The sequence below is a fragment of the Telluria sp. RB2R28 genome, from assembly GCF_059685835.1.
Genome location: NZ_JCASIK010000001.1, coordinates 672508 through 690922 on the forward strand (window position 1 = coordinate 672508; position 18415 = coordinate 690922).

The 18415-nt window shown below is 66.6% G+C and carries 14 protein-coding genes; 11 read left to right on the forward strand and 3 right to left on the reverse strand.

Annotated elements, in window-relative coordinates:
• Positions 1-216 precede the first annotated feature (216 nt).
• From AC56LV_RS03035 to AC56LV_RS03065, 7 genes are all read left to right on the forward strand, one after another.
• The gene (locus AC56LV_RS03035) at positions 217-3240 is read left to right on the forward strand and encodes a TonB-dependent receptor (protein ID WP_499555919.1); all 3024 of its coding nucleotides are present in this window, start codon (positions 217-219) and stop codon (positions 3238-3240) included.
• A gap of 325 nt (positions 3241-3565) precedes the next feature.
• Complete coding sequence (locus AC56LV_RS03040) at positions 3566-3781, forward strand: hypothetical protein (RefSeq protein WP_499555921.1); 216 nt, start codon at positions 3566-3568, stop codon at positions 3779-3781.
• 69 nt (positions 3782-3850) lie between these two features.
• On the forward strand, positions 3851-4027 hold the full coding sequence (locus AC56LV_RS03045) for a hypothetical protein (protein ID WP_499501812.1): 177 nt from the start codon (positions 3851-3853) through the stop codon (positions 4025-4027).
• 179 nt (positions 4028-4206) lie between these two features.
• Positions 4207-4584: a LiaI-LiaF-like domain-containing protein gene (locus AC56LV_RS03050; protein ID WP_499555923.1), complete on the forward strand. Its 378-nt coding sequence runs from the start codon at positions 4207-4209 to the stop codon at positions 4582-4584.
• Positions 4574-5299: a LiaI-LiaF-like domain-containing protein gene (locus AC56LV_RS03055; RefSeq protein WP_499555925.1), complete on the forward strand. Its 726-nt coding sequence runs from the start codon at positions 4574-4576 to the stop codon at positions 5297-5299. Before AC56LV_RS03050 ends, AC56LV_RS03055 begins: the two co-directional genes overlap by 11 nt.
• Positions 5299-6366, forward strand: coding sequence for a sensor histidine kinase (locus tag AC56LV_RS03060; RefSeq protein ID WP_499555927.1), 1068 nt, complete (start codon positions 5299-5301; stop codon positions 6364-6366). Before AC56LV_RS03055 ends, AC56LV_RS03060 begins: the two co-directional genes overlap by 1 nt.
• 4 nt (positions 6367-6370) lie before the next feature.
• Positions 6371-7099 carry a LytR/AlgR family response regulator transcription factor gene (locus tag AC56LV_RS03065; RefSeq protein ID WP_499555929.1) on the forward strand — a complete coding sequence of 243 codons (729 nt, stop codon included), beginning with the start codon at positions 6371-6373 and terminating at the stop codon, positions 7097-7099.
• A gap of 4 nt (positions 7100-7103) precedes the next feature.
• Here the strand turns inward: AC56LV_RS03065 and AC56LV_RS03070 are convergent, their stop codons facing one another.
• The 3 genes from AC56LV_RS03070 to AC56LV_RS03080 all read right to left on the reverse strand — a co-directional run bounded on the left by AC56LV_RS03070 (position 7104) and on the right by AC56LV_RS03080 (position 11841).
• Complete coding sequence (locus tag AC56LV_RS03070; protein WP_499555931.1) at positions 7104-9389, reverse strand: ATP-dependent DNA helicase; 2286 nt, start codon at positions 9387-9389, stop codon at positions 7104-7106.
• 1 nt (position 9390) lies between these two features.
• On the reverse strand, positions 9391-11046 hold the full coding sequence (locus AC56LV_RS03075; protein ID WP_499555933.1) for a VRR-NUC domain-containing protein: 1656 nt from the start codon (positions 11044-11046) through the stop codon (positions 9391-9393).
• 87 nt (positions 11047-11133) lie between these two features.
• Entirely contained in the window at positions 11134-11841 is a 708-nt protein-coding gene (locus AC56LV_RS03080) for a hypothetical protein (protein ID WP_499555935.1), read from the reverse strand.
• A gap of 60 nt (positions 11842-11901) precedes the next feature.
• Between AC56LV_RS03080 and AC56LV_RS03085 the strand changes: the two genes are divergently transcribed.
• From AC56LV_RS03085 to AC56LV_RS03100, 4 genes are all read left to right on the forward strand, one after another.
• On the forward strand, positions 11902-12741 hold the full coding sequence (locus AC56LV_RS03085; protein WP_499555937.1) for a M15 family metallopeptidase: 840 nt from the start codon (positions 11902-11904) through the stop codon (positions 12739-12741).
• A gap of 129 nt (positions 12742-12870) precedes the next feature.
• Positions 12871-16641 carry a type VI secretion system membrane subunit TssM gene (gene tssM, locus AC56LV_RS03090; RefSeq protein WP_499555939.1) on the forward strand — a complete coding sequence of 1257 codons (3771 nt, stop codon included), beginning with the start codon at positions 12871-12873 and terminating at the stop codon, positions 16639-16641.
• Complete coding sequence (tagF, locus tag AC56LV_RS03095; RefSeq protein ID WP_499555941.1) at positions 16641-17588, forward strand: type VI secretion system-associated protein TagF; 948 nt, start codon at positions 16641-16643, stop codon at positions 17586-17588. Before tssM ends, tagF begins: the two co-directional genes overlap by 1 nt.
• Position 17589: 1 nt before the next feature.
• The gene (locus AC56LV_RS03100; RefSeq protein WP_499555943.1) at positions 17590-18366 is read left to right on the forward strand and encodes an OmpA family protein; all 777 of its coding nucleotides are present in this window, start codon (positions 17590-17592) and stop codon (positions 18364-18366) included.
• Positions 18367-18415: the final 49 nt, after the last annotated feature.

Below are 18415 nucleotides of genomic sequence, written 5' to 3' on the forward strand. Positions count from 1 at the left end.
GAAAGTGTCACGCTAATCCGGCGTGTGCGCTGGGGATAATGAATTCTGCGCATGTGCCCATAACCTGAGCAACCCAACGGAAACATGCATTCCTCCCAGTTATACGAAAGCGAACACAAGTGATTATTCATCATGGCAATCCATCATCAATACTCGGCACAAGCATTTAAAAATTTGCCTTACTTTACCAAGAATCGCACCCTTCCCAGGAGAGAGATGATGTTCAAGCAGAAGCCGCTTGCCGCGGCCGTATCGATGGCCGTCTGGAGCCTTGCCACGTTGCCAGTGCTGGCGCAGGCGCAAGCGCAGGACCAGGAGACCCCAGCCGCAGTGCCGATGCAGACCGTGGAAGTGACGGGCATCCGCGCGTCGCTGGCCCGGTCGCTGGCGGTCAAGCGCGATGCGTCGGCCAACGTCGAGGTGATCACGGCCGAAGACGTCGGCAAGATGCCTGACAAAAACCTGGCCGATTCGCTGCAGCGCCTGGCGGGTGTGGCGGTACGCACCGACTATGACGAGGCCGAGAAGGTCTCGATGCGCGGCACCAACCCGGACATGTCGCTGATCATCTTCAATGGCCACGCCGTCAGCAGCGCCGACTGGTACGTGGCCGATCAGGGCTCGAGCTCGCGCTCGACCAGCCTGTCCCTGATGCCATCGCACGTGCTGCAGCAGGCTGTCGTCTACAAGACATCGCAGGCCAATATCGTCGATGGCGGCCTGGCCGGCACCATCAACGTCTCCACGCGTAAACCCCTGTCGGCCAAGGAGAACCTGTCGGGCGTGATCAGCGTCGGCGCCAGCTACGCCGACCTGCCGGGCCGCTACGCGCCGGACATGAACGGCTCGGTCAACTGGAAGAACGAGGCTGGCACTTTCGGCGTGCTGGCTGCGCTGTTTGCTGAAAAGCGCTACGTGCGGCGCGATTCGGTGTCGCGTTTCGCGTACGGCACCAACAGTGGCTGGGACGTGATCAACACCAGCACGATGAAAGGCATCACCGATGCTTCGCTCGCCGGCACCGGTTACACGGCGGCAGATTTGAACGGTGTGCGCCTGCCGGGCTCGATGAGCTCGGAGTTTGTCGAATCCGTGCGCGACCGCAAGGGCGGCATGCTGTCGCTGCAGTTCAAGCCGAACCGCGATTTCGACGTGACGCTCACGGGCTTTCATTCGTCGATGGATGCCGACAACCACGGCCGCCTGACGTCGAGCGCCATTTACTCCATGCTGCTCGGGAAGAACGCGCCGCTGGGCAGCACCGTCGCCGCTGCCGCCAACACGAATTCGAACGGCCAGCAGGTATTTGCGCAGATCCGCAATCCGGTCATCGTCAACGAAACCACCGTGTATGGCAACCAGCTCAAGGTGCTGAAGGCCGCCGACATCGTGTTCCCGAACGGGACCACGCCACAGTACGTCGGTAACTCGGAAGGCTTCTACCGCGACGGCGCCAAGGCCGAGAGCTCATTTCTCGACCTGGACGCCAAGTACCGTGTCAACGACGACCTCACGATCAAGACGCTGCTGTCGACCACGCGCGGCGTGGGCACCACCGAACTCGATCAGGGCCTGACGCTGGCCCGCTACGGCACCGGCATTTCATACGCGCTCGGCAGCCTGCATGACGCACCGTTCGTTCAGTACCAGAACGCGGGCGGCAACCAGCCCGGCCTGAACGCTGACGGCAGCGGCTACACCATCGTCGACCGCGCGGCTTCGGGTGTGCGCACCGTTGACAAGGAGTGGAGCGCGCAATTCGACGCCGAATACCGCGTCGACCGCGGCATCTTCCAGTCGCTGGAAAGCGGCGTGCGCTTCTCGGATCACAAGCGCACCAGCGCGCGCCGCGGCCCGGCCTTCCGCAACGGCATCACGCTCAACCCGGCCACGGGCCGCGTCACGTCCAATACGCCGACGCCAACCACCGGCTGGCAAGCGTTCCCCGGTGACTTCGGCGATGGCCTGGATGGCCCGGCCGGCTGGGACAATACCGGCTTCACGTACACGCCGGAAGCGATCAAGGAGTACATCGCGGCCAATACCAAGGTCACGAGCGACGCGTTCGAGCGCCGCGTGAGTTCCGAGATCGACATGCAGGAACGCCAGAGCGCCGCCTACCTGATGGCCAACCTGGAACGCGATCGCTGGTCGGGTAACGTCGGCGTGCGCTTCTCGCGCACCGAAGTGAAAGCCAATATCGCCACGCCGATTCCCGCTGGCGCCTGCCAGCGCGTCGCGCCGGGCCAGCCGCCGGTAACCTGCGCCGCCTATCCGGGCGCGATCACCGATGCCGGCGACGCCACCGCGTTCTTCGATGGCACGCCGTTCAATCCACTGGCCGGTATCATGTATTACAAGACGCCCACCAAGCGCACCTTCGACAACTGGCTGCCAAGCCTGAACGTGCGCTACGACATGGGCAACGACATGCTGGCGCGCTTTGGCGTGAGCCGCACGATCGGGCGTCAGAACTACAACCTGCTGGGCAGCGGCTTCGGCACGCCGGGTTGCGACGCCAATGGCTGCCGCGTCACGGGGCCGAATCCCGACCTCGAACCGCAAACGGCCGACAACGTCGACCTGTCGTGGTCGTGGTACTTCGCACCGCGCTCGATCATCGCGCTGAGCGTGTTCCATTCGTCGATCGACGGCTATCCGAAAACGGGCGCGGTGGGCAGCACCACGATCGACCTGCAGGATCCTCGCGACCAGACCGTCAAGTCCTTCTTCATCAACACCGCCTCGCAGCAGGGCGCGAAGATCAACGGCATCGAGCTGCAGTACGAGCAGCCGTTCGGCAAGACCAACTTCGGCTTCACGTCGAACATCAGCCGCGCCAAGACGAAGGTCGACGATGGCCGGCCGATGGTGGGGGCATCCGAATGGACTGGCAACCTGGGCCTGTACTATGAAGACCGCAAGCTGTCGGCGCGTCTGGTCGCAAACTACCGCGGCGAATACGTCAACAGCACGACGGCGCCGGCGCCAACGGCCAACAGCCAGGGCCTGACCGTGATCAACGGCGTGGCGATGCCGACCGCGCCAACGTATGCCGATGCAGTGACGACGCTGGCGCTGTCGGCCAACTACTACTTCACCGACAACCTGGAGCTCGCGTTCAGCGCGACCAACCTGACCAATGCCAAACGCGCGCAATATCGCTACAGCGAAGAAGAGCAGCAAAAGCTCGACGTCAGCGGTCGCCAGTATTATCTGAACCTGCGCTACAAGTTCTGACCGGGGGACGGCTCGCAAACGGGGTGCTGTGGCCAAGATGGCGTGGAGGGGTAGGGTGGACGGGTTCCCCGTCCACGCGTTCAACGTGATCTCGCGTACCACTGAACGCGTGGACGGCATAGCCGTCCACCCTACGGCTCTGTTCGTCTCAGACGCATTTAACCAGCTCAACCGTATTGACGCCCAAAGTGTGCGGCATCTAACGGTGAATCCTGAGCGCAGCCGTTAAGATGCTCCTGTCTGAGTGAGGAACGCGCGAAGTAATTCGCAGCCATCCGACACCTCAACAGGTTAGCCGGTCGCCTCGAGGATCGGCACCAATTTCATGACCGTTGCGGGCGTCGTGCCTGCACCGGGTAACAAGGAAGCGGAGGTTGCGATGTACGATGTCAAGCATCCAGCGAAGCACCTGGTGCGTGAATATCTAGCGCGCCGCTCGCGTGATCCAAAGCCGCCACCGGCACCCGAAGAGATCCGGCGCCAGCTTGGCTGGGCAATGTTGATCCCGACGGCGCTCAAGATCGCCCCGACCCGCAACTAGCCTTCGCACACGTTTTCGCGTCGACGTCCTGTCAAGGACGCGGCGCATAGTTCAACCAAGGAGACCGTTATGACCAGCAGAATCGGAAGCAAGCACATCGCCCAACATCGCGGCAAGGCAGAACGCATCGAGATCAAGCGCACCAATATCGCACGTGAAGCCGTACGCCAGGCCGAAGCACGCGCCAAGTACCGCAACGTGCCAAAAGGCCTCATCAAGCGCCAGGAAGCCGCCAGCGCTGCCTGATAGTACCTGCGCTGCACACTGAACCCGCCACACGGCGGGTTTTTTTTCGCCTGTATGTTCATCAGGGGCGTCCATTCGCCATTCGCCGGTATGGGTTCGCCATTCGCCGAAAACTACTTTCCCCGCCGTGCCGACCCTTGCTATCGTGATCCCTATTCGATCACAAGGAGGTCCGCACCATGCAATCCGAAGAATCCTATCGCTGGCGCAAGCAAATTGTCTGGGGCTTGCTGCTCATCGTCGTTGGCGCCGTCGTGCTGCTCGATCGCCTGTACTACATCAATGCCGAAGACTACTGGCACTACGCGCCGCTGCTGCTGGTCGCCGTCGGCATCAGCCAGACCATTGGTTACCCGAGTCCCAAGGAATTCGGCAATGGCTTGTGGACAGTGTTTACTGGCCTGTGGCTGTTTGCCGTGCTCGAGAATGCATTCGGCCTGACGTTCCGTAACAGCTGGCCGCTGTTCATCCTGATGTGGGGCATCAAGCTCGTGCTCGATCCATTCATCGCACGCCGCTTCTTCAATAACCAAAAGGTGGGCCGCCATGAAAAATGATCGCTTGCCCAGGGGCGTGACGGGCCAGGTCGTACTTGGCGTGCTGGTCATCGGCATGGGGCTTCTGTTCCTGCTCGATAACCTCGGCCTGGTTGACATGCACCGGGCGTTTTCCTTCTGGCCGATGCTGTTCGTGATCGTGGGCACGGTCAAGCTGTGCGATACACGCAGCCAGGGTGGCACGCTGCTCGGCGCTGCGCTGGTTGGCGTGGGTATCCTGATGATGCTCGACCGGCTCGACATCATCGACTTCAGTGTGCGCACCTTGTGGCCGCTGATCCTGATTGGCCTGGGCGGCTTCCTCGTCGCCAAGGCGCTGCGCAGCCGCGGCATGCCGGGCAGCGTCGCCGCCCATCAAGGCGCCGGGATGCTCGATGATACGGGCAGCGGCGAGACCGTCGACATCACGGCAATCCTGGGCGGCTACGAGCGCCGCGTGGCAACGCAGGATTTTCGCGGCGGTGAAATTACGGCGGTCATGGGCGGGTGTGAACTCGATATGCGCAGCGCCTCGATCCGTGGCGAGGCGGTGATCAATGTGTTCGCATTCTGGGGCGGCGTGACCATCAAGTGTCCGCCCGACTGGACCGTGATCCTGCTTGGCACGCCGATCCTGGGCGGCTTCGAAGAAAAGACCGTGGTGCCGCCCGATGGCAGCAAACGCCTCGTCATTCGCGGCTACGCGATCATGGGCGGTGTGGAAATCCGCAACTGATGGGCCGGATGTTCTGGGCCGGGCGCAGCGCCGCGCTCTATTTGGCGGCCTGGCTGATGCTGGGGCTGATGCTCGCGGGGCTGCTGAACGCGGCCACTGGCGCCGGCATCCCGGCCAGCCTGCTATTCGCCCTGCCGCTGATGCTGGTGTATGCGAGCGTGTGCGGCTATTCGAGCTACTACCTGTGCCGCGCCTATCCGCTGGCAACCAGGTCGCTGCACTCGGTGCTGGTCGTGTTCTTTGTCACGGCCGCCAGCGCGGCCTTGCTGTGGTGCGCGGCGGCGGTAGCATGGGCGGCATTGTGGCGCTGGCTGGCGCCTTCGATGGGCGGCGTGCTGCTGTCGCCACCCGTAGTGGCGGTGATGTTTGGTGTGGGCGTGCTGCTGTACGGGATAACGGCGTGCGCGCATTATCTGGCACTGGAGTTTGAGCGCGCGCGCCGGCTGGAAACGCGCGAACTCCAACTGAAGCTGCTGGCGCAGGACGCCGAACTGCGCATGCTGCGCACGCAGATCGACCCGCACTTTTTATTCAACAGCCTCAATTCGATCAGCGCGCTCACCAGCATCGATGCCGACGCCGCGCGCGATATGACCTTGGAGCTGGCTGGCTTCTTTCGCCATACGCTGGGACTCGAGGCGCACCGCAAGGTTCTGCTGTCCGACGAAGTCGAACTGACGCAGCGCTTCCTGGCGATCGAGCAGGTGCGCTTCGGGCCGCGCCTGACGTTCGCGTGCGAGATGGCGGATGACGCGGCGCGCTGTCTGCTGCCGCCGATGATCCTGCAGCCGCTGGTCGAGAACGCGGTCAAGCATGGCATCGGGCAGCTGCCGCAGGGCGGCGTGGTGCGCGTGCACGCGACGCGCGCCGGCTCGCAACTGAAGCTGCGGGTCGAGAACGACGTCGATCCGGACGGTGGGCCCGCCGGCAAGGGCGGTGGCGTCGGCCTGGCGAACGTGCGCCAGCGCCTGCACGCCGTGTATGGCATCGACGCGAGCGTGCATGCAATGCGCGATGGGGCGATTTTTCGGGTGGACCTGATCCTGCCCGCAGACATGGGAGACTGACAGCATGCGGGTTCTGATCGTGGACGATGAACATCTGGCGCGCGCCGTGCTGCGCGGATACCTGACGACGCACGCCGACGTCGAGATCGTCGGCGAATGCGCGAATGGTTTTGAGGCCGTCAAGGCGATCGCGGAGCTCGACCCTGACCTGGTCTTCCTCGACATCCAGATGCCGAAACTTGACGGATTCGAGGTGGTCGAACTGGCCGGCAGCAAGCCGCACTACATCTTCGCCACCGCCTACGACCAGTTCGCGCTGCGCGCGTTCGAGGTGCATGCGATCGACTATCTGCTCAAGCCGTTCTCACGCGCACGCCTTGGCGAAGCGCTGGCCCAGGCGCGCCTGCGCACGCCCCAGCCGGCGCAGATCGAGGCGGTGGTCAAGGAGGCAGCGGCACGCCATACGCCCATCGAGCGCATCCTGATTCGCGATGGTGCCCGCGTGCACGTGGTGCCAACAGCGAGCGTGGATTACATCGAGGCTCAGGACGATTATGTCGCGGTCTGCGCGGACGGCAGGCAGTACCTCAAGCTCGGCAGCCTGGCCGAACTCGAGGCGCAGCTCAATCCCGCCATCTTCGTGCGCATCCACCGTTCGCACATCGTCAATCTGGGCGCGATCGCGCGCATCGAACCTGTGAGCAAGGACAATCACTGCGCCGTGCTGAAAAGCGGGGTGAAGCTGCCCATCAGCCGCAGCGGCTACCAGCGTATCCGCGAACTGCTGGCGTAAGCGCTCAGCGCGAGTTGTGCGCGCCCAGTTCCCACCAGGCCGGCATCAACGCGCGGATGCCCGGCTGCGCAAAGCGGTCGTCGATCAGCCACACCACGCCGCGATCCTGCTCGGTGCGGATCACGCGGCCGGCCGCCTGCACCACTTTCTGGATGCCAGGGTACAGATACGTGTAGTCGTAGCCGGCGCCAAACAGCGTCTGCATCCGCTCGCGCAACTGCTCGTTGACGGGGTTCACCTGCGGCAGGCCGAGCGTGGCGACAAACGCGCCGATCAGGCGCTCGCCCGGCAGGTCGACCCCTTCGCCGAACGCGCCGCCCAGCACCGCAAAGCCCACGCCGGCGCCACCAATGGCAAAGCGGTCGATGAAGCCCTGGCGCGCGGTCTCGCTCATGCGGCGTTCCTGGCGCCAGGCCGTCACGCCCGGATCCAGTCGGCCCAGGGCACTTGCCACCTGGTCCATGTAGTCGAAGCTGCTGAAAAAGGCCAGGTAGTTGCCGGGGCGTTCGTGGAACTGGCGGGCGATCAGTTCGGCAATCGGTTGCACTGACGCGGCGCGCGCCTGGTAGCGGGTCGAAATGCCTTTGGCGACATGCACGTCGAGCTGGCTGGCCGTGAACGGCGAATCCACCTCGACCCAGGCCGTGTCGGCCGGCAGCCCGAGCGTGTCGGTGCAGTATTGCCAGGTGCCGAGCGTGCCCGAGAACAGCGTGCTCGAATGCGAGGCGGCAAAACGCGGACCGAGAAACGGCGCCGGCACCACGTTGCGGATGCAGATGGTCGAGTCGCGCAAGGTAGGGCGGTCGGCGTCGCGCGACAAGTCCACCAGCGAGTGCGGCCCGAACGACTCGGCCAGGCGCGCAAATTGCAAGGCATCGAAATGGAAGCGCTGCAGGTCGGGTTCGAGCGGGCCGGGGAACGCGGCCAGGTGTTCGTTGATGGCGCTGGACGCGTCCTGCAGCGCGTCGACCAGTTTCGCCGGCATCGATTCGAGCAGCTGGTACGGTGCGGGCGCACCCTTGTCGACATTGGTCCAGGCGCGCCCGACGCGTTCGAGCGCTTTCTTGACGGCGGGCGGGGCGACGGCGCGCGCGGCGCGCAGCAGCTCGCGGTCGATCTCGGCGCTGTACATCGAGCGCGCGCGGTTGACCAGGTTGTGGGCTTCGTCGACCAGCACGCTGGCCTTCCAGCCGTTGGCCTGGGCCAGCGCGTACAGCATCGCGCCGCCGTCAAAATAATAGTTGTAGTCGCCCACGATCATGTCGACCCAGCGCGTCATCTCGCTGCCCAGGTAGTATGGGCAGACGTCGTGTTCGAGGGCGACCGTGCGCAGCGCTTCGCGGTCCAGCACCAGCACCTCGGCCGCAGCGGCGCGCGCGGCCGGCAGGCGGTCATAGAAGCCGCGCGCCAGCGGGCAGGCGTCCCCGTGGCACGCTTTATCCGGATGCTCGCAGGCCTTGTCGCGCGCGGTCAGTTCCAGCACGCGCAGCGGGGTTGAAGTTGCCGAGCACAGTTTGGCCGCGCCATCCAGTGCCAGGCGCCGGCCCGGCGTCTTCGCGGCCAGGAAGAACACCTTGTCGATGCCCTGCTGCGGCATCGCTTTGAGCGTCGGGAACAGGCTGCCGACCGTCTTGCCGATGCCGGTCGGCGCTTGTGCGAGCAGGCAGCGCCCGCTCGTGTTGGCGCGGTAGATGCTCTCGGCCAGATGGCGCTGGCCCGGCCGGAAGTCGGCGTGCGGAAAGCGCAGCTGGGTCAGCGCATCGTTGCGCGCGGCGCGGTGCGCGCTTTCTTGCGCAGCCCAGCTCGAGAAGCGTTCGCACAGGCCGGCAAAATGGGTCTGCAGCCACGCGCTGTCGCGCTGCTCGCGCAGCACGGTTTCGACCCCGCTGCCGATGTCGTAATAGACCAGGGCCAGGTTGACCGCATCCAGGCCGCGCTCCTGGCACAGCAGGTGACCATACACGCGCACCTGCGCCCAGTGCAGGTGACGGTGGTTGTCGGGGATGGACTCGGGGCGGCCCCGGTGGGTTTTGATCTCTTCGATCAGGTTTTCGTGTTCGTCGTAGCCGTCAGCGCGGCCGCGTACGCGCAAGTCGTTCCATTCGCCCGACAGCGGCAGCTCGGCGCGGTAGCCGTCGCCCCGGCGCGCGGCGACGACGGCGTGGCCAGCGATGCCTTCCTGCGCGCTGGGCGAGGGCGTGAAGCGCAGGTCGAGGTCACCGGCCTTGGCGGTGAACTCGCACAGCGCGCGCACGGCGATCGTGTAGGCGGGGTGCGTGGCGCCGGTCAAATCAGGCCGCCATCTCGGGCGCCAGATCCCAGACCAGGTAGCAGACGGCCACCGGCATCGCATGCGCGGCGCAGTACTCGATCCAGCGCTGCTGGTTGTCCTGCAGGCGGTCGCCCGGACCCTTTACTTCGATCATCGTGTAGCGTTTTTCGAGGGGGAAGAACTGGATCAGGTCGGGAAAGCCCGTGCGGTTTTCGCGTACATCGGCCAGGATCCGCTCGCACCACTTGCGCAGGTGCGCGGCCGGGATGCAGTCCAGCGCCAGTTCGACCAGCTCGAGGCTGATGCCGTCCCAGTGCACGAAGGGCGACTGCAGGCCGGCCTTGTCGCGGTAGGTCGCGCGGATAGTGTCGCGGTAGGCGCCGGAATCGAGTTCATCGAAGCAGGCGCTAAACTCGGCCAGGCGCCGCGCGTAAAAATCGGCGCTGTACAGGTCGGCCGGCCCGCGATGGAACGGGTGGAAGAAGGCGCCGGGAATGGCGGCAAAGATGGCGCGCCAGCACAGCAGGCCAAACAGCGTATTGGCCAGTGCATTCTCGACGTAGAACACGGGTGCACCCTCTTGCGCCAGATGGTCGCGCACCGCGCCCTCGACCCAGCGCTCGCCGTTCGGTGGCGCCAGGCACAGGTCGATGCGCTGCACTTCGGTCTTCGGCAGCCGGCCCAGGCGCGCGTGGCCCAGGCGACGCGCCAGGCGCGGCGCGATGCGGGCCAGGTGCTGGCGCTCGGCGTCGTTCTCGGGGGTGGCCTGGGCTTCGGTCAGCAGGGCCCAGGCGTCGTCGAAGCGCTCGTGTTTTTCAAGGACGCGGATGGCGCGGCCCCGCGCGCCGGGGTAGCGGCAGCGGGCGTAGGCGGCAAAAGCGCCATCCCAGTCTTTCTGCTTTTCGTAATGCTGGCCGATCTGGAACACGAGCTTTTCGCGCCGGCTGGCCAGCCAGTCGTTGTCGAACGCATGTTCGGGCAGGTCGCGCACGACATCCTCGACGGCTTCGCCGGCAGCGAAACGCTCGCGGCACGCGTGCAGCAGGATGTAGTGGTCAATGTCGGCGCGCTGGCGAAACCCGCGCGAGGCTGGCGAGATGTCGACCTGCTCGTAGCGGAACAGGCCCAGGTCGGACAGCACGAAGTCGGTCCAGCCCTGGCGCAGGTTGCCGAAGAAAACCAGGCGCAGGCGGTCGCACAGGGGCTTGACGAGGATGCGCCAGGCGACGTCGGGGCAGTCGCCGTACCAGCCCGAGAAGCGGCGGGGATCGGCGCAGTCGACGCGCAAGGCCTCGAGCAGATCGCCCTTGCGCGCGCTTTTCTGGCGCAGGTGCGGGAAGGCCTGGGCGACTTCGGGCTTGGAGAGCAGGTCGAACAGTTCGTCGAGCGAAAGTTCGGGATCGGCTTCGATCCAGCCGGTGCCCAGCAGGTGGCCGGCCGCCTCGACCGGGCAGCCGATCTCGGCGTAGCGGAGTTTACTGGCGCGAAACAGCGTGCCTTTTCGCATGACCATGCGCACGAACAATGCGCGCGCTGCGTGCGGCAGGGCAGGGAAGGCGGCCAGGAACGCGTGCTCCTGCGCGTCGAGCAGGTCGGCATAGCGTTCGCCGATCCAGTCGAGAACGCGCTGAAAGTTGTCCAGATAATAAAACTCGTTTTCCAACAACCTGATCATGACCACCCGCGTTACTGTTCTTATGTACAGTATAAGCCCGGGCGGACGGGGAATCCAGCAGTTTCGGCGCGATCGTCCCGTGCGGCGCTAGCGCGTTGGCCGTGGACGACAGGCGTCGCCATCGCAGCGGTCCGGGTTCACCTCCGGTTCTGGCAGGGCGTGGCCATTGGCGTGATAGATGATGGCCGAGATCAGTGCGACATCGCTGTCGGGCGTTTCGGTTACACGCGCCGCGCCGGCATGTTTCGCCGGCCGCGTAGCCTGGCGCGGTACGCTTGCGCGCGCCTGGAGCGGGGCCGGCGCCGGGACCATGGACTTGGCCGCGCTGCGCTCGGGCACAGCAGCCGTGCGCGTGGACTTGACGGGTACTCGCGCCCCGTCCGCCGGTCGCAACAGGCGCAGCGGGGGCACCGGTGGCGGCAGGCCGTGCTCTGTGCTGACCACGGACGCTGGCGCAGCGTCGACGATGATGGCCGCCGCCGGCGGCGCAGCAGGTTCGTCGGCCACGATCGCGCGCGCCGCCATGCCTGCGTGCGCGGGTTCGACCTTGTGCGGGCTGTCCTGCCCCGCCGCCAGCCAGGCCAGGGCGCCCGTCAACCCCAGCGCGACGAGGACGGCGCCGCCATACCAGGCCACCCGCACGCCTGCACCGCCGGGCGCGGCGCGGCGCGCCGGCTCGCGTTCGAGCCTGGCGAGAATGCTGTCTTCGTTGCCGCCATGCCGCGCCGATGACATCAGATCGGGCCGCAGATGTGGTTGCGTGGGGTTCGCTTGATGTTCGTCTGATGAACGCACGGCAGCACTCCTAAGATTAGGTTTTTCCAGTTCCGATTAGAAACAATCCTGGAGGTACCGATGCTGATTTTTATCGCGCTTCTGTACGTTTGTGGCGCATCCGGCCTGATCTGGCTGGCCGTGTTCCCGACGGGTCGCGCATTGACAACGCGCGGCATCGGCCGCCTGCGCGCGCTGGTGCGGCATGCCGGCGCCTGGGGGCACGCGGGCGGGCGGGCGCTGGGCGCCGCGCGCGATGCGGCCGCACTCACGCTGCGCGAGCGCCTGCTGCGCTTCCTGCGCCGGCATCGGGTGGTGTTCGCCATTGTCGCGCCGGTAATCCTGATTCCGCCGCTGCTGGCGCTGGCGCTGAGCAATCCCGCCATGCTGCCGGTATATCAGGGCAGCGCCGCCTTGCCGGATGAGCAAGTGGCGGCGCTGCTGGCCGGCGAACAACTGGCGCCCCCGGTGGCGCTGCCGCCCGACGTCTTCACGACCGCCGAAGTCGACCTGATACGGCCGATGCTGGTGGGCGCGAGCCGCAACTGGGGCCTGCTGCATCCCGACTTCAGCGCGCGCCTGTTATTGGCCTTCAAGATCATGAAGGAGCAGCACGGCTACGAGATGGCGTTGCTCGAAGGCTACCGCAGCCCGGCGCGCCAGGATGCACTGGCGGCCAGTGGCAGCAACGTCACCAATGCGCGCGCCTTCCAGAGCTGGCACCAGTATGGCCTGGCGGGCGACTGCGCGTTCCTGCGCGACGGCAAGCTGGTGATTTCCGAAAAAGACCCCTGGGCGATGCGCGGCTACCAGGCCTACGGACAGGTGGCCGAGTCGCTCGGCCTGACCTGGGGCGGGCGCTGGAAGATGATGGATTTTGGCCACACCGAGCTGCGCCTGCGCGGGGTGATGCGGCGCTGAGGCGACGCTGAACCTGCAAGCGCCGGCGCTGCACCAAGTCCACCGTGTTGCGCCCGCTCAAGCGGCGGCAGCCATGCGCGTGCGAGCATTTCCTGTGAGACTCTTTTTTCAACGGACCTGGGCCCCGCCATGGCGCGATTCTGGAACTTCCTGACCAGCAGCCGCATGCTGATCCTGATCGGCGTGCTCGCCATCGCGGCGCTGCTGGTGCTTGGCGCCGTGGCGCTGGACATCGCCATCGTCTGGGCCGCCATCACGGGCCTGGCCTTGCTCGGCTGCTGGGGCGCCGGCTGGATGATCCGGCGAGCCTGGCGCGCGCGCGAGGGCGCCAGGCTGGCGTCGGCCATTGCCGAGGGCGAGGGCGGTGGTCACGCCACGGACGATGGGATGGACGACAACGGCAAGGGCGATGTCGCCGTGCTGCGCAAGAACCTGCTCGATGCGGTCAGCACCATCAAGACGTCCAAGCTGGGCCTGACGCGCGGCGCGGCGGCGCTGTACGAATTGCCGTGGTATATGGTGATTGGCAACCCGGCGGCGGGCAAGAGCAGCGCCATCGCCCGTTCGGGACTGACGTTTCCGATCCCCGGCAACAAGGCCCTGCAGGGCGTGGGCGGCACCCGCAATTGCGACTGGTTCTTCACCACCGACGGCATCCTGCTCGACACGGCCGGGCGCTACTCGGTGCAGGAAGACGACCGCGCCGAGTGGTTCGGCTTTCTCGACCTGCTGCGCCGCCATCGCCAGCGCGCGCCGGTCAACGGCATCCTGATCGCCGTCAGCGTGGCCGAACTGATGGCCGGGCCGGCCACGGCATCGCACGAACTGGCCAAGAACCTGCGCACCCGCATGCAGGAGCTGACCGAGCGCCTGGGCGTGCATCCGCCCGTGTATGTCGTGTTCACGAAGGTCGACCTGGTGGCGGGCTTCGTGGATTTTTTCCATGGCAGCGAACAGGCCGAGCGCGAGCGCATCTGGGGCGCCACGCTGCGCTACAACCGCCGCAGTGCACCGCAGGACGTGCTGGCCTTTTTTGACGATGAGTTCGAGGCACTCGTCGATGGCCTGAAAGAGATGAGCCTGGCCGGCATGGGCGCCAACCGCAGCACCGTGATGCGCCCCGGCGTGTTCACGTTTCCTCTCGAATTCGCGGCGATCAGGACGCCGCTGCGCGCCTTCCTGGCCACGCTGTTCGACGAAAACACCTACCAGTTCAAGCCCGTGTTTCGCGGCTTTTACTTCACCAGCGCGCTGCAGGAAGGCAGCGTGCAGGACCTGTCGAGCCAGCGCGTGGCCAGCCGCTTCGACCTGGCGCTGGGCAATCGTGAAGGCGCGGTGACGGAGCCGGCAGCCGGGCAGTCCGGCTACTTTTTGCTGGACCTGTTTCGCAAGGTGATTTTCGCCGACCGCGACCTGGTCAGGCGCTACACGCATCCGGCGGCGGCGCGCTGGAAGCTGGGGCTGTTCTTCGCGGCCACCATCCTGCTGGGCTGCGCGATGGGCGGCTGGTCCTGGGCCTACATGGGCAACCGCCAGCTGGTGGCCAATGTGCAGGCCGATCTCGACAAGGTGACCAAACTGCAGGCCGGCCGCATCGACCTGCAGTCGCGGCTCGAAGCGCTCGACATCCTGCAGGACCGCATCGAGCTGCTCGACGGCTACAGCCAGGACAAGCCGTGGGCGCTGGGCTTCGGCCTGTACCAGGGCGGGCAGCTGTCGCGCAAGCTGCGCGACGAATACTTCGCCGGCGTGCGCGCCGTGATGGTCGAACCGGTGACGGGCGCGCTCGAGACCATGCTGACGGAGGTGAACAGCAACGCGGCCAGCCTCGATCCGGCGCGCCAGGCCGCCACGCCGGCGGCCCGGCCTGGCCAGCCGTACCAGGATGCGTCGCCTACCAGCGTCGGCGACGCCTACAACGCGCTCAAGACCTACCTGATGCTGGGCGATAAAACCCATGCCGAGCCGGGGCACCTGAACGACCAGCTCACGCGCTACTGGCGCGGCTGGCTGGAAACGCACCGCGGCGCGATGCCGCGCGAGCAGATGATCCGCAGCGCCGAACGGCTGCTGAGCTTTCACCTGGCCAATATCGACGACCCGGCCTGGCCGCAGATGACGCTCAAGCTGGGCCTGCTCGACACCACCCGCGAGCACCTGCGCCGCGTGGTGCGCGGCACGCCGGCGCGCGAGCGCGTGTACGCCGACATCCGCACGCGCGCCGCCACCCGCTTCCCGGCGGTGACGGTGGCGCGCATCGTCGGCGAACAGGACAGCGCCCTGGTCGCCGGCAGCCATGCGGTCAGCGGCGCATTCACCCGCGCGGCGTGGGACAAGTTCGTGCTGGGCGCGATCCGCGAAGCCTCGAACCGCGAACTCAATACCGTCGACTGGGTGCTCAAGACCACGGCGCGCGACGACCTGACGCTCGAGGGCAGCCCGGAGCAGATCCAGAAGGCGCTGATCGACCTGTACAAGGCCGACTATGCGCGCGAGTGGGTCAAGTTCGTGCAGGGCGTGGCGATCACCGATCTGCGCGGCTTTGACGCCAGCGTGCAGGCGATGAATCGCCTGGGCGATCCACAGACGTCGCCCATCGCCAGGCTGCTGCGCACGATCCATGAAGAGACGGCCTGGGACAATCCCGGCGGGTTGCGCCAGCCCGCGAGCAAGACCGAACGGGGCGTTGCCGAGTGGATCAAGCAAAAAATACTGCGGCGGGCACCGTCCGACGCGCGCACGCTGGCCGATGCCATCGATCCCGCCGAGTTGACCGGGGGGCCGCAAAGCGCGGGCCCGATCGGCCGCGAATTCGCCGGCGTGGCGCGCCTGGTCGGCGCTAAAGAGAAGGAGGCGTCATTGATGACCGGCTACCTCGACGCGCTGTCGCGCCTGCGCACGCGCTTGAATACGCTGAAGAACCAGGGCGACCCGGGGCCGGGCGCCAAGCAGTTCATGCAGCAGACGCTCGAAGGGACCGGCTCGGAACTGGCCGAGGCGCTGCGCTACGTCGACGAACAGATGCTCACCGGGATGAGCGAGAGCCAGAAAAGCGCGCTGCGGCCATTGCTCGTGCGGCCGCTGACGCAGACCTTCGCCATGATCGTGCTGCCGTCCGAGGCCGAGATCAACAAGACCTGGCAGGCGCAGGTCGTCGAGCCGTTCACGCGCACGCTGGCGGCCAAGTATCCGTTCGCGCAAGGCGCGAGCATCGAGGCCACGCCAGGCGAGATCGGCCAGGTGTTCGGGCCCGACGGCGCGGTGGCCAAATTCGTGGGCACGGCCATGGGCCCGCTCGTGGTGCGGCGCGGCGACGTGCTGGCCGCACGCACCTGGGCCGACATCGGCATCTCGCTCGCGCCGCAGGCAGTGGCGGCGTTCCCGGCCTGGATCGCGCCGCTGTCGAACAACGGCGTAGCGGCCGGCACGGCGGCGCAGACCGTGTTCCAGGTGCTGCCGCTCACGGCGCCCGGCACGCTCGAATACACGCTGGAGATCGATGGCCAGCAGCTCCGTTACCGCAATACGCCGGCCAGCTGGAGCAATATGGTGCATCCGGGGCCACAGGGCGTATCGGGTGCGCGCGTGTCGGCCGTGACGTTCGATGGCCGCACCGTGGAGCTGTTCAACCAGCCCGGCCAGTTCGGCCTGCAGCGCCTGTTCGAGTCGGCGCAGCGCACGAGGAAGGACGGCGGCGTCTTCGAGCTGCGCTGGAGCAGCAACAATGTGACGGTGGCGGTGGATCTGAAGATCGTCAGCAGCCCGCAAGCGGGCGGAGGTGGGGGCGGGCAGGGGCAGGGCCAGGGTTTTCGTGGCATGCGCCTGCCGCCAGCAATCGTCGGCCGCTTCGATGCGGCGACGCCGGCGGCTCCCGCACTGGCCAGCACGGGAGGCCAGTGATGCGCCCCGACCGGATCGGTTACTTCGGCAAGCTGCCGGCGCGCGCCGACTTCGTCAAGCTGGCGCACGAACCGGCCACGATCGGGATGCTCGACGCCTGGCTGGCGCAGGTGATGACGCTGCTGCCGTCCGATGCGCGCTGGCGCGTGCACTACGACGCCATGGCGCCGGTGAGCTTCGCCCTCGTCGGCCCGGCGCGCCACCACGCGGTGGCCGGGCATCTGCTGGCCAGCCGCGACCAGTCGGGACGGCGCTTTCCGTTTCTGGCCACGCGCACGCTGACGGTGGCCGATCCGGCCGCGTTCGTGGCGCACTGTCCCGTCGCTTTTGCCCCGCTGTGGATGTTTTTGCAGGAGATCTGCCCGAACGTGCTGGCAGATGCCGATCCCACGGCGTCGTTGCAGGCGATCGCCGACAGCACGATTGGCCTGGGTGATGTTGGCGCCTGCACGGCCTGGATCGATGCCGGCACGGTGGGTTCGCTCGACGCGTTGCTGGGCGACTGCGGTGTCGCGCGGCTGGTGCTGGCGCTTGGCCTCTTGCTGCAGCCGGTGATGCGCAGCCCGCCCCGTACGCTCGACAAGAGTCTCGTGCTGCCGCTGCCGCCTGACCCGGCAGCGCGCTATCCGGTGGCCGCGTTCTGGCTCGGGCTGATCGCGCCATTCCTGCGGCGCGCCGGGTTCGACCTGGCGCTGTTCATCACGCACCAGGACGGACGGCCAGTGCTGGTGGTGGGCTTTTGCGCCGCGCTGGCCGACACGCTGCGCGCCATGATCGATCCGCTGGTGGGCGCTGACCTGCAGGTACGCCTGCAGCACACGGCCTGGATCGACGAGCAGTTGCAGCTCGAGCCCGACGTGCGCGCGCTGGCCAGCCAGCTGGCCCAGCCCGATCTGCCGCTGGCGCTGGCGCGCACGCTGTTCATGACAACCTTCATCGGAGCCTGACGTGATACTTCGCACACTGATCGTCATGCTGTGCCTGGCGGGTCTGCAGCACGGCGCAGCCCAGGCCCAGGCCCAGAGCCAGACCGAAGCACCGGTGCTGGTGACTGGCACCGTGGCCGACGAGGCGACCGGGGCCGCGCTGCTGGAACGCCTGCGCGGCGTCTATGGCGCCGCGCGTGTGGTCGACCAGCTGTCGGTCGGCACCGTGTCGACACCCGCCAACTGGAACACGTATGTCGGCCGGCTGATCGGTCCGAACCTGCGCCTGGTGAAAGGCGGCCAGCTGCACATCGGCGGCAACAGCGTCAGCCTGCGCGGCGACGTGGCCAGCGAGGAGCAGCGCCAGAAGATCGCGGGCGACATCGCGGCGAGTCTGAATCCCACTTACACGGTCAACAATGGCTTGCGGGTGCAGGTGTCGCAGCAGGCGGTGCTCGATACGGCGCTGGCCGACCGCATCATCGAGTTCGAATCGGGCAAGGCAACGCTCACGCCCACCGGCATCGCCGTGCTGGACGGGATGACGGCCGCGCTGAACAAGATCAAGGGCGTCAAGGTCGGCGTCATCGGCCACACAGACAACGCCGGTTCCCGCGCCGGCAACCTGTCGCTGAGCCAGGCGCGGGCCGAAGCGGTCAAGGCCTATGTGGTGGCCCAGGGCATTGGGGCCGAATCGATCGCGGTATCGGGCGAGGGGCCCGACCGCCCGGTGGCCGACAACCGCACGCCGGAAGGAAGGGCGCGCAACCGGCGCATCGAGTTCAAGGTGATCCAGTAAAGCGCCCCGGCCTCCCGGCCGGGGCCGTCAACGGTACACGTCTACGGTA